14 protein-coding genes are annotated in these 15,485 nt (G+C 61.6%); 9 read left to right on the top strand and 5 right to left on the bottom strand.

Annotation, left to right across the window (positions count from 1 at the left end):
• Positions 1–8: 8 nt before the first annotated feature.
• Genes ACTG1P_RS04080 through ACTG1P_RS04070 form a run of 3 tightly spaced genes read left to right on the top strand, consistent with a single transcriptional unit; the run spans position 9 to position 2,373 of the window.
• Entirely contained in the window at positions 9–623 is a 615-nt protein-coding gene (locus tag ACTG1P_RS04080; RefSeq protein WP_429080824.1) for a YfiR family protein, read from the top strand.
• Positions 620–1,849, top strand: a complete 1,230-nt coding sequence (locus ACTG1P_RS04075; RefSeq protein WP_040069357.1) for a diguanylate cyclase domain-containing protein — start codon at positions 620–622, stop codon at positions 1,847–1,849. Before ACTG1P_RS04080 ends, ACTG1P_RS04075 begins: the two co-directional genes overlap by 4 nt.
• A gap of 35 nt (positions 1,850–1,884) precedes the next feature.
• Entirely contained in the window at positions 1,885–2,373 is a 489-nt protein-coding gene (locus tag ACTG1P_RS04070) for an OmpA family protein (protein ID WP_005333642.1), read from the top strand.
• Between the two features lie 95 nt (positions 2,374–2,468).
• Here ACTG1P_RS04070 and ACTG1P_RS04065 read toward each other — a convergent pair whose 3' ends face one another.
• Entirely contained in the window at positions 2,469–3,206 is a 738-nt protein-coding gene (locus ACTG1P_RS04065) for a TerC family protein (RefSeq protein ID WP_440000555.1), read from the bottom strand.
• A 120-nt stretch (positions 3,207–3,326) separates the two neighbouring features.
• Here ACTG1P_RS04065 and ACTG1P_RS04060 point away from each other — a divergent pair, with 120 nt between their 5' ends.
• From ACTG1P_RS04060 to ACTG1P_RS04050, 3 genes are all read left to right on the top strand, one after another.
• Positions 3,327–4,442 (top strand): ATP-NAD kinase family protein, encoded by a 1,116-nt coding sequence (locus tag ACTG1P_RS04060; RefSeq protein WP_440000554.1) that lies wholly within the window; start codon positions 3,327–3,329, stop codon positions 4,440–4,442.
• Positions 4,443–4,541: 99 nt separating this feature from the next.
• A complete protein-coding gene (locus ACTG1P_RS04055; RefSeq protein ID WP_005333639.1) occupies positions 4,542–4,820 on the top strand; it encodes a YfcL family protein in 279 nt (92 codons plus the stop codon).
• 98 nt (positions 4,821–4,918) lie between these two features.
• Positions 4,919–6,583: an AMP-binding protein gene (locus tag ACTG1P_RS04050; RefSeq protein WP_005333638.1), complete on the top strand. Its 1,665-nt coding sequence runs from the start codon at positions 4,919–4,921 to the stop codon at positions 6,581–6,583.
• A 110-nt stretch (positions 6,584–6,693) separates the two neighbouring features.
• Here the strand turns inward: ACTG1P_RS04050 and ACTG1P_RS04045 are convergent, their stop codons facing one another.
• The 3 genes from ACTG1P_RS04045 to ACTG1P_RS04035 all read right to left on the bottom strand — a co-directional run bounded on the left by ACTG1P_RS04045 (position 6,694) and on the right by ACTG1P_RS04035 (position 10,082).
• Positions 6,694–7,857, bottom strand: a complete 1,164-nt coding sequence (locus ACTG1P_RS04045) for a trans-sulfuration enzyme family protein (RefSeq protein WP_042052882.1) — start codon at positions 7,855–7,857, stop codon at positions 6,694–6,696.
• Between the two features lie 133 nt (positions 7,858–7,990).
• Positions 7,991–9,034: an isopenicillin N synthase family dioxygenase gene (locus ACTG1P_RS04040; protein WP_440000553.1), complete on the bottom strand. Its 1,044-nt coding sequence runs from the start codon at positions 9,032–9,034 to the stop codon at positions 7,991–7,993.
• 409 nt (positions 9,035–9,443) lie between these two features.
• Positions 9,444–10,082 (bottom strand): NAD(P)-dependent oxidoreductase, encoded by a 639-nt coding sequence (locus tag ACTG1P_RS04035; RefSeq protein WP_278173524.1) that lies wholly within the window; start codon positions 10,080–10,082, stop codon positions 9,444–9,446.
• 101 nt (positions 10,083–10,183) lie between these two features.
• On the opposite strand from ACTG1P_RS04035, the gene ACTG1P_RS04030 reads away from it, so the two are divergent.
• On the top strand, positions 10,184–11,065 hold the full coding sequence (locus tag ACTG1P_RS04030; protein ID WP_440000552.1) for a LysR family transcriptional regulator: 882 nt from the start codon (positions 10,184–10,186) through the stop codon (positions 11,063–11,065).
• 7 nt (positions 11,066–11,072) lie between these two features.
• Here ACTG1P_RS04030 and ACTG1P_RS04025 read toward each other — a convergent pair whose 3' ends face one another.
• Positions 11,073–11,978 (bottom strand): LysR substrate-binding domain-containing protein, encoded by a 906-nt coding sequence (locus tag ACTG1P_RS04025; protein ID WP_440000551.1) that lies wholly within the window; start codon positions 11,976–11,978, stop codon positions 11,073–11,075.
• Positions 11,979–12,270: 292 nt separating this feature from the next.
• Between ACTG1P_RS04025 and metE the strand changes: the two genes are divergently transcribed.
• Both metE and ACTG1P_RS04015 read left to right on the top strand, forming a co-directional pair.
• Entirely contained in the window at positions 12,271–14,532 is a 2,262-nt protein-coding gene (metE, locus tag ACTG1P_RS04020) for a 5-methyltetrahydropteroyltriglutamate--homocysteine S-methyltransferase (RefSeq protein ID WP_440000550.1), read from the top strand.
• A 175-nt stretch (positions 14,533–14,707) separates the two neighbouring features.
• Positions 14,708–15,457, top strand: a complete 750-nt coding sequence (locus ACTG1P_RS04015; RefSeq protein ID WP_440000549.1) for a substrate-binding periplasmic protein — start codon at positions 14,708–14,710, stop codon at positions 15,455–15,457.
• Positions 15,458–15,485 lie beyond the last annotated feature (28 nt).

Raw genomic sequence — 15,485 nt, 5'->3', positions numbered from 1 at the left:
CTGGGTTCATGTACCCGAACCGCAATGCCATAGCAGCGGTATTGTCAAGGCGACCACCTCCCGATCATGCTGTTACTCTTTTCCCCCGTTTAACTGCCCGTCTGGCGCTCCTGTTGGTTGCGTTTGGCCTGCTGTTGCCCCGCGCGCTGGCGGAAACGGCCGCGGAGAGCCGGGCGACGGCGGTCAGGGAGCTGGTGCTCGATATCATGAGTTACACCCGCTGGCCCACCGAACCTGCGGTGCTGCGTATGTGCGTGGCGGCGCCGACCGAATATGCCGGCGCCCTCTTTACCATCGATCGTCAAGCCAATGGCCGCACCGTGCAGGTCCATCGTTACGAGGCGAGCGATCCGGCCATCAGCGATCACTGCGATGTGCTCTATCTGGGAGTGCTCGACGAGCCGACCCGGATTGCATTGTTTGCCCGCCTGCAGGGGCACCCTGTGCTCAGCATCAGCGAATACAACCACGACTGCTCCACCAGCTCGGTGTTCTGCCTGCAGACATCGCCGGACAGCGTGCGGGTGCGGTTTAAAGTGAACCTCGATGCTCTGGCCCTGAGCGGCGTGCGGGTGCATCCCGCCGTGCTCAAGCTGGCCCATGCCGACAAGGGGGTCCCATGAGACGACAGGTGAGCGCGGCTCCCCGCCGTCTGACCCTGCGTCAGAGCCTGGGGCGAACCCATCTGGTGGCCGCCATCACAGCTGTCAGCGTGGCAGGACTCTTTTTTACTCTGGTGGCCCTGCTGGTCGTGCGTTTTTACGCCGACCACAATCTGGAGCTGGTAGCCCGCGCCATCAGCTACAGCGCCGAGGCGGCTGTGGTGTTCCACGATGAGGAGGCGGCGAGCGAGGCACTTAGCGGCATCGTTGCCAAGGAAGAGGTGGCCGAAGCCACTATCGTGCTGACCAATGGCCAGCTGCTCGCCAGTTGGGAGCGCCCCAGAAGCAACCCGCTGGTGACGCTCGAAGACTATCTGGCCCAACTGCTGATGCCGGGGCCTGTCAAACTCCCCATGCTGCGGGGGGGTGAGCAGATCGCCACCATCGAGCTGCGCGGCCACGGTGAATACCTGTTGTTGTTTTTGCTCTCGGCGCTGCTGGTGATGGTGGTTTGCCTGATGCTGAGCGCCATGGTGGCACTCTATGTGGCTGACCGGATGCAGGTCTCCATCACCGCACCGCTGCGCAAACTGGCACTTGTCGCCCACTCGGTACGTCGACAACGCACCCTGGGGATGCGGGCGCCACCGGCCGATATCGTCGAGATTAACGAGCTGGGGGATGACTTCAACTCCCTGCTGGACGAGCTGCAAGCCTGGCAGGCCCAGCAGGCCCGCGAAAATGCCAGCCTGCTCCATCAGGCGACTCACGATGCCCTCACCGGACTGCCCAATCGCGCCCTGTTTGAAGCGCGGCTCGCGCAGGCCATCTCCCTCGGCGAGCAAGAGGGGTTTGCGCTGCTCTATCTCGACTGCGATCGCTTCAAGCAAATTAATGACACGCTGGGGCACAACGCCGGTGACGATGTGCTGATCGCGCTCTCAAGACGGGTGCAACATCAGCTGCGTCCGGATGATCTGGTGTTTCGCCTCGGTGGTGACGAGTTTGCGGTGCTGGTTGGCCCACTCCAGCGACAGCATGAGGTGGAAGAGGTGATTGGCCGCATCCAGCAGGCGATGAGCGAACCGGTGGCGCTGCGTGACGGTCGTCAGCTGGTGGCCGGGGTGAGTGTCGGCTTTGCCGTCTATCAGGCGGGCATGAGTGCCAGCGTGCTGTGTGATCAGGCCGATGCAGCCATGTATCTGGCGAAACGGGCGCGCCGCAGCGAACAGCAAACCATCGCCTGACTGGCAAGAATAACAACATAAACAAGGAGCAAACCATGAAGATCACCCACCTGTTGAAAGTGACCCTGCTGGGGTTGATGTTGTCACTGCTGGCCGGTTGCCAGAGTGCCCCCAAAGGGTTGACCCCGGAGCAAATCGCCGTGCTCAAGGAGCAGGGCTTTTATCTGACCGATGAGGGGTGGACGCTGGATCTGGCCAACCGGGTGCTGTTTGCCAACAACGTGGGGGCGCTCAATCCCCAGACTCGCCAATCCGTTGAAAAACTGGGTAAAACACTGCTTGGCGTAGGGTTGGACAAGGCGCGGGTGGATGGCCACACCGATAATACCGGCGAGAGCAGCTACAACCAGCAGCTCTCCCTGAAGCGGGCCCAGTCGGTAGCCGATGTGCTGGTCTCGGTCGGCATGAAGCCAGCCAATCTGGAGATCCATGGCCGTGGCGAGACCATGCCGCTGGCGGATAACAAGACCAGAGAGGGCAGGGCCGCCAACCGCCGGGTTGCCATCGTCATCAGCGATCAATAACCCTTTTATCGTTTCGTTACCCATAAAAAAGAGCGCCCGACCGGCGCTCTTTTTGATCGCGACAGCTGGGGTCGCGAGGGCATGTGGGGGCAGGGTTACTGCGCGCTATTTTGCCCGTTATTGTCGTGATGGCTGCGCAGGCGGATGTTGATCATCTCCACCACCAGCGAGAAGGCCATGGCGAAGTAGATGTAGCCCTTCGGAATATGCAGGTCCATCCCCTCGGCCATCAGGGCGAAACCGACCAGGGTGAGGAAGGAGAGGGCCAGCATCTTGATGGTGGGGTGGCTGTCGACGAAATCACCGATGGATTTGGCGGCAAACATCATGATGAAGACGGCGATCATGATGGCCAGCACCATCACCGGCACGTGATCGGCCATACCGACTGCGGTGATCACCGAGTCGAGGCTGAACACGATATCGAGGATGGCGATCTGGATCAGGGTGCTGATAAAGCCCGAGGCCGCTTTGCTGACGCTCTCCGGCTCGGCCGCCCCTTCCAGGGTGACGTGGATCTCGTGGGCACTCTTGCCGATGAGGAACAGGCCCCCCAGCAGCAGGATCAGATCGCGGCCGGAGATGGCTTCACCCAGCACGATGAAGAGCGGATCGGTGAGGCGCATCACCCAGGCCAGCGAGAGCAGCAGCAGGATCCGGGTACCCATGGCGAGCCCCAGACCCAGAATGCGCGCTTTTTGACGCTGCGCCTCCGGCAGGCGACCTACCAGGATGGAGATAAAGATGATGTTGTCGATACCCAGCACGATTTCGAGCAGGGTAAGGGTGGCGAGCGCGACCCAGGCAGAGGGATCAAGAACCCATTCCAGCATGATTGAACCTTGGTTGAAAATTGGTTGGAAAATTGAAGCAGCGCATTCTAGCAGGGGCGCTACTGCTTGTCCCAGAGGGGGGAAAAGATAAAAATGGTGGCCATCGCAAGGGAGGCAGGCATGTTTCGATTAGGGTTCATCATTAATCCGGTCGCCGGGATTGGCGGTGCAGTGGGGCTCAAGGGCAGTGACGGTGTGGTTGCCGAGGCGCTGGCCCGAGGCGCTGTGCCCAAAGCGCAGGAGCGGGCGCGGCAAGCTCTGTTGCCACTGTGCGAGCTGAGCGTCCCGTTCGAACTGCTGACGGTGGCGGGAGAGATGGGGGAGGCGGTGGCCCGCGAGCTGGGGTTGCCCTGTCGGGTCATCTATCAACCGGCCGGGGAGAGCACCTCGGCCGATGATACCCGCCACGCCGCCGAGTTGATGCGCGAAGCCGGGGTCGATCTGCTGCTGTTTGCCGGTGGCGATGGTACGGCGCGGGATATCTGCGCCGCGGTGGGGGAGTCCTGCCATGTGCTCGGCATTCCGGCGGGGTGCAAGATCCACTCCGGCGTCTACGGGGTGACGCCCGCTGCTAGCGGGCGGGTGGTGGCGCGGATGATCGCAGGGGAACTGCTCAGCCTGATCGATGCCGAGGTGCGCGACATCGACGAGGAGGCGTTTCGCGCGGGCAAGGTGCGGGCCCGCCACTACGGCCAGCTGAAGGTGCCCGGTGATCTGCGTTACGTACAAGCGGTCAAGCAGGGGGGCAAGGAGTCCGAAGAGCTGGTGTTGGCGGATCTCGCCGCCGGTGTGGTGGAGCAGATGGAGCCCGATACCCTTTATCTGATGGGCTCCGGCAGCACGGTGGCAGCCTGTATGGCAGAGCTCGGTCTGGAAAATACCTTGCTCGGTGTGGATCTGGTGGAAAATGGCCGACTTATCGGGCAGGATCTCAGCGCCGCCGAGATCCTGACCCGGATCCGCGGCCGTCGCTGCCGACTGATCATTACCCTGATCGGCGGACAGGGACATCTGTTCGGGCGCGGAAATCAGCAATTGAGTCCTGAGGTGATTCGGTGTGTCGGGCTGGAGAATATCCAGGTGCTGGCAACCAAAGCCAAGCTTGCCGCCCTTGCGGGCAGGCCGCTGCTGGTGGACACCGATGATCCCGAATTAAACCGGGCGTTGCGTGGTTATCTGCGAATAACCACGGGATACAAGGATCAGGTCATCTACCCGGTGGCCAACCCGGAATAGGACGCCAAGGACGCTGCTGGCCTGGCGCCAGAGAGCTGCAATCAACCGGATTGCGGTTCCATACCCCCGAATTTTTTGCCGCAAATGAGGCTGCGTTACATGACGATTCACGATTTTGAGCACAAGTTGTTGGGACTGATCGACAGCATGGTTGCCACCGCGACCGACGATGAGCTGTTTGCGGGGGGTTACCTGCGAGGTCATATCTCATTGGCCGTTGCCCGGGCCGAGTTGGAAGGCAAGACCCTGGTGCGGGACGTCAAGAGCTATGTGCTGCGCAGCCTCAACGAGGCGATCTTGCAAGGTGAGCTATCTGAAGAGGATGAAAAACTGGTGCAGGCGATGTGGAGTCGTTTGCAACAAGACGCAGAAGCTTGATCGGATACACAATTCAAACTGAAGTTTGAGTTTATCCTTCCCCTGAAGTTAGTGAAAGGTTAATAATAAGTTTCGCCTTTTGTTTCAGGGATTAAACTATGGCCTCCTCCTCACGCATTGCCAATAAACTGCCGCTCGAGATGCTCTATCACTGGGAGCGGCAGTGTCCTGATCGAACCTACCTGCGTCAAACCATCAACCGCGAATATGTCGATTTCACCTGGGGTGAAGTGGCCGATGAAGCGCGGCGGATGGTGACGGCCTTGCGTCACCTCGGTCTGGTGGCGGGTGACAAGGTGGCGCTGCTCTCCAAGAACTGCGCCCAGTGGTTTATCGCCGATCTGGCGATGCAGATGGGGCAGTATGTGAGTGTGCCCATCTATCCGACTGCCAACGTCGACACCATCGAATATGTGCTGCGCCACAGCGAGGCCAAGGCGATCTTCGTCGGCAAGCTGGATGACTGGAAGAGTCAGGAGGCTGGCGTACCCGCCGATCTGCTGCGCATCGCCTTCCCCTATGACACCATGCCGGCCAGCCATCAGTGGGATGACCTGCTGGAGGCGCACGAGCCGATCCCTGACAGCCCGGTGCAGGCCCCTGACTCCCTGCTGAGTCTGGTCTACACCTCCGGCAGTACCGGCAAGCCGAAAGGGGCCATGCTGAGCGTCGAGCGTTACGCCTGGTCGTGCGAGAAGCTGGTGGAGACGGTGAGCCTGAGCCAGGCCGATCGGGGCTTCTCCTACCTGCCGCTGGCCCACATTACCGAGCGGGTCTACATCTACGGCGGCAGCCTCTATGGCGGTGCTACTATCGCCTTCCCCGAATCCCTCGACACCTTTATCGAAGATGTCAAACGCTGCCGTCCCACTGTCTTTATCTCGGTGCCACGGCTGTGGGCCATGTTCCGTATCAAGATCCACGAGAAGCTGCCCCAGAACAAACTGGCGTTGTTGCTCAAGATCCCGCTCATTTCCGGCCTTATCAAACGCAAGCTGCAAAAGGGGTTGGGGCTGGATCAGGCCCGTGTTCTTGGCTGCGGCTCCGCGCCTGTCTCCCCTGCGCTGCTTGAGTGGTATCTGAGCATTGGCCTCAAGGTGACTGAAGCCTGGGGCATGACCGAGAACCATGCCTACTCCACCATCAACTACCCGTTCCGCGCCGACAAGATCGGCACCGTCGGCAAGGCGGGGATCGGAGTGACCATCAAGATCTCTGACGAAGGGGAGATCCTCTGCCGCTGCGAAGGGATGATGCTGGGTTACTACAAGGATCCCGAGCACAGCGCCGAGGCCATCGATGCCGAGGGGTGGCTCCACACCGGCGATATGGGCAAGCTGGACAAGGAGGGTTATCTCACCATCACCGGCCGGATGAAGGATGTGTTCAAGACCGCCAAGGGTAAGTATGTGGCGCCGGTGCCTATCGAAGGGTTGCTGGGTCAGGAGCCTATTATCGAACAGCTCTGCGTGATTGGTTACGGCATGCCGCAGCCCATTGCACTGGTGCAGCTGGCCGAGAGTGCCATGAAGGGCAATCGGGAGGAGGTCAACGCCAGACTGGAAGCGGCGCGGGTTCGGGTCAACGATCAGCTGGAATCTCATGCCAAAATTCGCGGCATTCTGGTGGTGAAAACCCCCTGGAATATCGAGAACGGCGTGCTGACCCCCACCATGAAGATCAAGCGTCACCTGCTGGAGCAAAAGTACGCCCAGGTCGGGGATCGCTGGCCCTCATCCCAGGTGGTGGTGTGGGAGGAGTAAATCCCATTTTTCCATAGCGCGACAAACAACAACGGCCCTTGATGGGCCGTTGTTGTGTTTGAGGCATCTCACTCGCCGCTGTTTTGTCGGGGAGTAAAAACCGCGCCCGGTTAGATCTGCGCCAGCGCGGCAGCCAGATCGGCGATCAGATCGTCTGCATCTTCCACCCCGATACTGAAGCGGATGAGGTCGTCGTTGACCCCGGCGGCGAGGCGGCTCGCCTCGTCCATGGCGGCGTGGGTGGTACTGGCCGGATGGCAAGCGAGACTCTCGAGATCCCCCAGACTCACCGCCTGCACGAATAGTTGCAGGTTATCGAGCAGGGTGGCGCAGCGTTCAAACCCGCCTTCAAGTTCAATACTCACCATGCCGCCAAAGCCGCTGGCGAAGGCGCCGAGGGCATCGTGGCCCGGATGGTTGGCAAGCCCCGGGTAGATCACCTTCTTCACCGCCGGATGTGCCGCCAGAAACTCGGCCACTTTCTGGGCATTGTGCAGGTGGGCATCCATCCGCAGCGGCAGGGTCTTGACCCCGCGCTGCAGCAGGTAGGCCTCCTGCGGGCCGATGGGGGAGCCGATATGCTTGAGGGCCACGGTGCGGATCGACTTCATCAGGGCGTGAGAGCCCGCCACCACCCCGGCGATGATGTCGCCGTGGCCGCCCAGATATTTGGTGCCGCTGTGCATCACTACATCGACCCCGAGTTCCAGCGGACGCAGCAGGTAGGGGGTGAGGAAGGTGTTGTCACATACCGTAATGGCGCCCACCTTGCGGGCCGCTTCCACCACCAGCCGCGGATCCACTACCTTGAGGGTGGGGTTGGTCAGGGTTTCGAACAGTACCACCTTGGTAGCGGGGCGGATATTGGCCAGCAGATCCCGGTCGCTCTCGTAGGCAGTGACCTTGATACCGGCGCGGCTGAAGGTCTGCTTCAAGAAGGCATCGGTGCCGCCGTAGAGCGGGCCGATATAGGCCACCTCATCGCCGCTGTCGGCCAGGGCATACATGATGGCGCTCACCGCTGCCATGCCGCTCGCCACCACCAGCGCTTCATCGGCACCTTCAAGCGCCGCCAGTTTCTGCTCCAGCTCCGCGGTGGTGGGGTTGCCAAAGCGGCTGTAGATAAAGCCGGGGGCCTGACCTGCAAAGCGCTCCTTGCCCGCCTGGGCGTTGAAGTAGCTGAAGGTGCTGCTCTGGTAGAGCGGGGTGGTGAGGGCACCGGTCTGGGGGTCGATCCGCTGGCCGCTGTGTACGCTCATGGTCTTGAATTTCATCGTGTTGCTCCGTGATGACCAGGCTCTGGCCATGACTTGTTTTGTTGTTCGTTGCTTGTTGTTTTTGTCAGCGCGGGTATGTGCATGCGGCTTGTGGCTTATGCATATACCCGCCTGCGGATCTCTGCGCTGCTTAGGCCGGTATCGCTTCGCTCTCTGTGCGCGGGATGCGAGTTGGTTCCACCGGCCCATAGTGACGGGCCGCCACATCCGGGTGGGAGCGCAGCCGCCCCTTGAGTACGTTTTCCCCAACCTGATAGAAGAGCGGGTTGGTCGGGTCACTCTCCGGCCCTTGCGCCTGCGCTGCCAGCTCTGGGGAGAGGCTGAGCAGCGGCACGGTGGCATCGAGCCGCGCCGCCATAAAGAAGGCGCAGGAGAGGCGCGAGACGCCGGGCGGCGGGCTCACCACCCGATGCAGGGTCGCCTTGAGATAGCCGTTGGAGGCCAGCTCCAGCAGCTCGCCGATATTGACCAACAGCGCACCCGGCAGGGGGGGCGCGGAGATCCAGCCGTCGGCCGTCTCGACCTCAAGCCCCGAGTGATTGTCCTGCATCACCAGCGTCAGGTAGCCGGGATCCTTGTGGGCGCCGACTCCCTGACTGCTGCCGCCCGCCTCTTGCCCCGGGTAGTGAATCAGCTTCATGTGCTGGTAGGGGGCGCCGCGGATGCTCTCGTCAAACACGTTGGCCGGTTGCTCCAGCACCTCGGCAAAAGCGGCCAGCAGGGTGAGGGTGATGTCGCTCAGCCGATCCTGCCACGCCAGCAGATGGGCTTTCATCTCTGGCAGGGCGGTCGGCCACTGGTTGGGGCCGATCAGCCGCTGCCATGGTTCACGGATCAGGTCCGCAGGCAGGGCTTGCGCCTCATTCATGATATCGAACTGCTCCTGCAGATCCGGCCGCGCTCGGGTCAGCTCGGCACCGACCCGGTTGTAGCCGCGAAAGTGGGGGCTGTTGACCATCTGCACCGCCAGCTTCTCCTGCTCCGGCAGGGCAAAGAAGCGCTCTGCCAGCGCCAGGGTCTCTAGCATCTCAACCTTGCTCAAGCCGTGGCCGACCAGATAGAAAAAGCCCACATCGCGGGCGGCCGCGGCCAGCCGGGCCAGCATAGGGCGACGCAGGTCGGGTGCCCCGTTGAGGGCAGCCAGATCGATGATCGGCAGTGGTGAATGTTCCATGTGCACCTCCTCACTCTTTCGTTATCTCTGGCGCCATCTCTTGCACTGCCTCCGCTGTTGGCAGACCTGATAAGCGGCAAACGGGATGGCGCGACAGTGTGGCGCCATCTGGGATAAAGGGGATGCTACTGTTCGGTGTTATAAGACGGAAACAACAAATTATTCTTAGTTATATACAAAATTCGAAATGGAATTCGGCGCCTGATGAGCTGACGGGTTTTTGCGCAGCCATTGCGGGGTAAAGGGGCAATGATGAGGGGGAGAGTGATAACCAGAGGCAAGCTGCCAGTGGCAAAAATGACCAAAACAGAAGGGAGGCGGATGCCTCCCTTCTGTTTGAGCGGTTTTTCACCTGACCGAAAGCACAGGCGAGTGACCGCGTATTCTGGCCTTAACCGCCTGCTGGCTCTCAGTAACCCAGGGTAAAGCGCTGGCGCTGGTGAGCCGGTTTTTCCACCTCGTTCAGCACGCAGCCGGCCAGATCACCGGCGGTGATCCCGGCAGGCTGTTCGCCGCTAAAGAGCACCTGATCGCCACCAATCCGATAGCCGCCGCGCTTCTCGCCCGGTTCGAGGAACACCGGGGGAGAGACAAAGCGCCAGTCGAGGGTGGTTTCACGACGCAGGGCGGTGAGACCGTCGCGGGCCGCCAGCGCCCCCTGTTTCCACTCGGCCGGGAACTCCGGGGTATCCACCAGTTGCACGCCGGGGGCGACCTCCAGACTGCCGGCGCCACCCACGACCAGCAGCCAGCTGTTGGCCGCTTTGGCTGCTGCGACGATCGCGTTGGCGCCCTTGAGGTACTGGTCGTAGATATCCGGTGTGGTCCAGCCCGGGTTGTAGGCGCTGATCACCCGATCGTGCCCCTTGAGCACCTCGGCCAATGCCTGCGGGTTCTGGGCATCCACCGCCACGGCGGTGACCTGCGGATGGGCGGCCACCTTGCTGACATCGCGGACGATGGCGGTGACGTGATGGCCGCGGCTGATGGCCTCGTTCAGGATGGCTGAACCGACAAAACCGCTGGCACCGATCAGGGCAATCTTCATGGGGAACTCTCCTTCACTGTTGGAATGGGGCTATCCTACGCTGTCATTTATGATTTAATAATCACCTCAAAAACGCATTTACTTATAAGCTGGAATTAATAATGGAACAGCTCAGACGTTACGCCATCTTCGCCGCCGTGGTGGAAGCGGGCAGCATGACAGGGGCGGCCAAATCCCTTGGCATGACCCCCTCCGCCGTCAGTCAGCATATCAGTCAGCTGGAGAGCCTGCTCGGACTGCCCCTGCTCCATCGCTCCACCCGCCGTCTCAGTCTGACCGAGGCGGGAGAGGTGGTGTGGCAAGGGTGTCGGGCGTTGCAGCAGACTCTGAGCGAGACCGAGCTGCGCCTCTCGGAGGTGCGCGACGCTCTGCTCGGGGAAGTGCGGATCACTGCCCCGGTGGGGATGGCGGGCCAGCCGCTGGCTCTGGCCCTCTCACCGCTGCTGCAGGCCCACCCCGGTCTCACTATCCAGATCATCGCCGACGACGAGAAACGGGATCTCATTGCCGAGCGGATCGACGTGGCATTGCGGGTCGGCACTTTGCCCGATTCGACTCTGGTGGCCCGCAAACTGGGGCAAACCCGGATGTTGCTCTGCGCCGCCCCCGCCTATCTGGCGCGCAAGGGAGCTCCGCGCACGCCCGACGATCTGGCCACCCACGACTGGCTTTGCGGCGACATGCTGAGCAGCGGTTTGCTGCTGCTGGATGAAAAAGGGGGGGAACAGAGGGTGAGGTTCAAGCCCAAGGTGCTCTGCAACAACGTGTTGCCCCTGCGCCAGTTCGCGCTGGCGGGGCAGGGGATCTCGCTGCAGCCGGAAGGCGAAATCAGCGAGGATCTGGCGCAGGGGCGTCTGCTCGAACTGCTGCCCGGTTTTCGGGTGGCGCCGATGGAGATCCACGCCATCACGCCGCAGCGGGAGATCCCGGAGAAGGTGCGGCGGGTGGTGGAGGCGCTGCGAGGCTACTTCGGAGCGCTCTGAGCCATCATCAAGCCATGGTAGTCCGGATACGAGCCAAGAGGCTCTGCAGGCAGGCTTGATCCCGATCGGCGGCCCGCACCGCGCCGTACATATGGCGACGGATACCGCTCCCGAGAGGGCGGGCGCAGAGCATCCCCTGTCTGACAAATTCGTCGCTGGCCCAGCGCGGCAAGGCGGCGACGCCGAGTCCTGCGGCGGCCATCTGCAGCATCACAGAGGTGTTGTCCACCGGCTTGCAGCGGGCGGGCTCCACCCCGGCGGGCTGCAAAAAGCGGCTGAAGATATCCATGCGGCTGCGCTCCACCGGGTAGACCAGCAGCACCTCCGCCCCCAGATCGCGCGGCTCGATGCGGCTCTGGTGGCAGAGGGGGTGATCTGGCGCCATCACCAGAGTGAGATCGAAGGCGAACAGCGGCTCGAAGTGGAGATCGCCCCGGGCCTGCACATCGGAGGTGAGCAGTAGATCGAGCTGGCCGCCTAGCAGGGCATTGATGGCATCAAAGCCCTGCACCGACTCCACTTCCAGATCCACCCCTGGCCACTGGCGGCGAAATTCCGGCAACAGCGGCAGCAGCCACTGGATGCAGCTGTGGCAATCAAGCGCCAGATGCAGCCTGCCCGCATCGCCGCTCTGCAGGGCTTGCAACTTTTTCTCGGTCTGGGCCAGGGCAGGTAGTACCTGACGGGCGAGGGCGAGCAGCTGGCTGCCTGCCGCGGTCAGCACCAGCGGGCGGCTTTTGCGCAGATAGAGCTCCAGATTGAGGCGGGTCTCCAGCTCTTTGAGCTGGTGGGAGAGGGCGGACTGGGTGAGGTTGAGGGTCAGCGCCGCACCGGCCAGCGAGCCCTGCTCGGCCAGCGCGGTCAATGTTTTCAAGTGTTTGATCTCTATCCCTGCATTGCTTGGCACTGCCATAAGATGGCTCCTTGTGAGATTGCGTATGGCACTGATAATGCTGTCGGCGCGGCCTGACCTTTAGCCTCAGCCTCCTGTTGTCTTGCTGCTGCGCTTCTTAACACATGCAAGAACGGGCCTCTGTATCCTTGCGCTGAACCTGATTGGCGGTCAGTTGAGAATTATTTGAGAGCCACTTGAAGAGGATTCAATAGCCAGCGTCACCTTATCTTGTCATTTTGGATGTGTAAACATCTGGATGGCTAAATCATCCAGTTTCCCATCAGATGAATGAGCATAAGGAAATGAACCTATGACACGAGCACACACCCTGGGCTTCCCCCGTATCGGCGCCAAGCGCGAGCTGAAATTTGCCCTCGAATCCTACTGGCGTGGCGAGACCACTCAGGCCGAACTCGTTGCCGTGGGCAAGACGCTGCGTGAGCGCCACTGGCAGGCCCAGCACGGCGCCGGGGTCAATCTGCTGCCGGTGGGCGACTTTGCCTGGTACGATCAGGTGCTCGGCACCAGCCTGCTGGTGGATGCAGTGCCTGCCCGTCACCGCCATGGCGAGACCGATCTCGACACCCTGTTCCGGGTGGCCCGCGGCCGTGCGCCGACCGGCCCGGCAGCGGCCGCCGCCGAGATGACCAAATGGTTCAACACCAACTATCACTATCTGGTGCCGGAGTTCAGCCATGATCAGCGCTTCAAGCTGGGCTGGAGCCAGCTGTTTGACGAGGTCGAAGAGGCCAAAGCGCTGGGGCTGCCGGTCAAGGCGGTGCTGCTGGGACCGGTCTCTTACCTCTGGCTCGGCAAGGAGAAAGAGAGCGGCTTCTCGCGCCTTGAACTGCTCGATCGCCTGCTCATCGTCTATCAGGAGATCCTGGCCAAGTTGGCCGCCCAGGGGGTGGAGTGGGTACAGATCGACGAACCGGCGCTGACGCTGGACTTGCCGGACGAGTGGCGCCTCGCCTACCTTAACGCCTACGAGCGCCTGAGCGGCCCCTGTAAGCTGCTGCTCACCACCTATTTCGGTTCGGTGGCACATCAGCGTGACATCATCACCAGCCTGAAAGTTGATGGCCTGCATCTGGATCTGGTGGCCGCCCCCGAGCAGCTGGAGACGCTGGTGCCGTATCTGCCGGCCCAGTGGGTCATCTCCGCCGGGGTGATCAACGGCCGCAACGTCTGGCGTGCCAATTTGGCCAAGCTGGCGCCGACCCTGCAGGCACTGAAAGCCAGACTCGGCGAGCGGCTCTGGGTGGCCTCCTCCTGCTCATTGCTGCATAGCCCGGTGGATTTGACCCTGGAGCAGGAGCTGGATCCCCAGACCCGCAGCTGGTTCGCCTTCGCCTTGCAAAAATGTTTCGAGCTGGGACTGCTCAGAGAGTATCTGGATGGGGGCGATCTCGACAAAATCACCGCCTACAGCCAGCCCATCGTCGATCGGGAGTCTGACAGCCGCGTCCACAAGAAGGCGGTGCAGTCACGGCTCGCCAGCCTCACCAACAGCGATTTTGATCGCCACAGCCCCTATCCGGTCAGGGCCGAGCTGCGCTCGGATCTCAAGCTGCCGCTGCTGCCCACCACCACCATCGGCTCCTTCCCGCAGACCTCGCAGATCCGGGTATTGCGGCAGGATTGGCGCGCCGGTCGCATCGATGACAGCGCCTACGAGGCGGGCATTAAGGCAGAGATCCGCGATGCCATCACGCGTCAGGAGGCCATCGGGCTGGATGTGCTGGTACATGGCGAGGCCGAGCGTAATGACATGGTGGAGTATTTCGGTGAGCTGCTGGATGGCTTTGCCATCACCCGCTTCGGCTGGGTACAGAGCTATGGCTCTCGCTGCGTCAAGCCGCCGGTGATCACCCGTGACATCGACCGCCCGACCCCCATGACGCTCGAATGGACCCGATTTGCCCAGAGCCTGACCGACAAGCCGGTGAAGGGGATGCTGACTGGCCCCGTGACCATCCTCTGCTGGTCCTTCCCGCGCGAAGACGTGAGCCGCGAACAGTCCGCCCTGCAAATCGGGCTGGCTATTCGCGACGAGGTGGCAGATCTGGAAGCCGCTGGCATCAAGATCATCCAGATCGACGAACCGGCGATCCGCGAAGGCTTGCCCCTGCGCAAACAGGATCACCAGGCGTATCTGGACTGGGCGGTGCGGGCCTTCCGTCTGAGTGCCAGCCCGGTGGCGGACAGCACCCAGATCCACACTCACATGTGTTACAGCGACTTCAACCTCATCATCGAGGCGGTGGCGGCGCTGGATGCTGATGTGATCACCATCGAGACGAGCCGCAGCCAGATGCAGCTGCTCGAAGCGTTCGAACGCTTCAACTACCCCAACGAAATCGGCCCGGGTGTTTACGACATCCACTCGCCAAATGTGCCGAGCCAGAGCTGGATTGAGGGGTTGCTGCGCAAGGCGGCCAAACAGATCCCGGCCGAGCGGCTCTGGGTCAACCCGGACTGCGGCCTCAAGACCCGCGGCTGGGAAGAGACAGAAGCCGCCCTCAAGGTGATGGTCGATGCCACCAGGGCGCTGCGTGCCGAGCTGGCGTAACCGGTAAGCCGTGACCGCCATCGTAAGGTGGCGTGCTGAAAAACGAACGAGAGAGGGGAAGCCGCTGCTTCCTCTCTCTTTTTTCGTTGGCCACTGTTTCCACAGGATCCTGAACCTTGCTGCAGCCTGCTTTGCACTAGGCTCAGAGTTGGCAGGAGTGGATGGAGTCGCGGCCATGAGAGTCAGTCTGGTGAGCGCAATCCTGTGGGGATTGCTGATGTGGCAGAGTGTCTGGGCGGCGCCAGCGGCCGAGTTGAAGATGGTCTACTTTGACGACTTTGCCCCATATTCGTGGCGTGACGAACAGGGCAATATGCGCGGGCTGATGATCGACGTGATGGATCGGGTGGTTGCGCAGATGGGGCTGCGGGTGCGCCATGAAGGTTATCCGTGGCAACGGGCGCAAAAACTGGTGCGGATGGCGCAGGCCGATGGCTTCGTGACCATCGCCACCCGGGAGCGGCGCAGCTATACCCTGGTTGTGGAAGAGCCGGTCACCACCACTGTGCTAACCATTTTTACCCAGCGTGCCCATCCCCGCATGGCGGAATTTCAGCGTGCCAGCCGCTTGAGCGACTTTAAATCACTTACCTTTCTCGACTATTTCGGTAACGGCTGGGGCAAGGAGAACCTGGCGGGCTTCACCGTTCATCACACCATCAATGTTGATAACGTTTTCAAAATGCTGGCGGCGGGTCGGGGGGATCTGATGGTGACCGACCCACTGGTGGCACGTTTCAAACTCAACCAGCTTGGATTGTCCGGGCAGGTGGTCGAGGTGCCGCTGCAACTTGCCTCTACCCCGTTCAATCTCTGCATCGGTAAGCACTCCCGCTTCAATACCCGGATAACCGAGTTCAACCGAGCCCTGCAACAGCTGCGGCAAAGCGGCGAGTTGGCGCGTATCGTCGAGCGCTATCGTTGATGCGTTGCCGCCATCTGCTGTTTGCCAA

It is taken from the genome of Aeromonas sp. 11P, from assembly GCF_051920165.1.
Classification (GTDB): Bacteria; Pseudomonadota; Gammaproteobacteria; order Enterobacterales; family Aeromonadaceae; genus Aeromonas; species Aeromonas veronii.
Note: the sequence above shows the minus strand (reverse complement) of the source record. Positions and strands in the feature narration are given on the sequence as shown.

Excerpts from the sequence above, each read along its gene's own strand:
- ACTG1P_RS04025 (WP_440000551.1), bottom strand. The coding sequence starts at position 11,978 with ATGGCAGTGCCAAGCAATGCAGGGATAGAGATCAAACACTTGAAAACA.
- ACTG1P_RS04030 (WP_440000552.1), top strand. The coding sequence starts at position 10,184 with ATGGAACAGCTCAGACGTTACGCCATCTTCGCCGCCGTGGTGGAAGCG.
- ACTG1P_RS04050 (WP_005333638.1), top strand. The coding sequence starts at position 4,919 with ATGGCCTCCTCCTCACGCATTGCCAATAAACTGCCGCTCGAGATGCTC.
- ACTG1P_RS04080 (WP_429080824.1), top strand. The coding sequence starts at position 9 with ATGTACCCGAACCGCAATGCCATAGCAGCGGTATTGTCAAGGCGACCA.
- ACTG1P_RS04065 (WP_440000555.1), bottom strand. The coding sequence starts at position 3,206 with ATGCTGGAATGGGTTCTTGATCCCTCTGCCTGGGTCGCGCTCGCCACC.
- ACTG1P_RS04040 (WP_440000553.1), bottom strand. The coding sequence starts at position 9,034 with ATGGAACATTCACCACTGCCGATCATCGATCTGGCTGCCCTCAACGGG.
- ACTG1P_RS04045 (WP_042052882.1), bottom strand. The coding sequence starts at position 7,857 with ATGAAATTCAAGACCATGAGCGTACACAGCGGCCAGCGGATCGACCCC.
- ACTG1P_RS04070 (WP_005333642.1), top strand. The coding sequence starts at position 1,885 with ATGAAGATCACCCACCTGTTGAAAGTGACCCTGCTGGGGTTGATGTTG.
- ACTG1P_RS04075 (WP_040069357.1), top strand. The coding sequence starts at position 620 with ATGAGACGACAGGTGAGCGCGGCTCCCCGCCGTCTGACCCTGCGTCAG.
- ACTG1P_RS04035 (WP_278173524.1), bottom strand. The coding sequence starts at position 10,082 with ATGAAGATTGCCCTGATCGGTGCCAGCGGTTTTGTCGGTTCAGCCATC.
- ACTG1P_RS04015 (WP_440000549.1), top strand. The coding sequence starts at position 14,708 with ATGAGAGTCAGTCTGGTGAGCGCAATCCTGTGGGGATTGCTGATGTGG.
- metE (WP_440000550.1), top strand. The coding sequence starts at position 12,271 with ATGACACGAGCACACACCCTGGGCTTCCCCCGTATCGGCGCCAAGCGC.
- ACTG1P_RS04055 (WP_005333639.1), top strand. The coding sequence starts at position 4,542 with ATGACGATTCACGATTTTGAGCACAAGTTGTTGGGACTGATCGACAGC.
- ACTG1P_RS04060 (WP_440000554.1), top strand. The coding sequence starts at position 3,327 with ATGTTTCGATTAGGGTTCATCATTAATCCGGTCGCCGGGATTGGCGGT.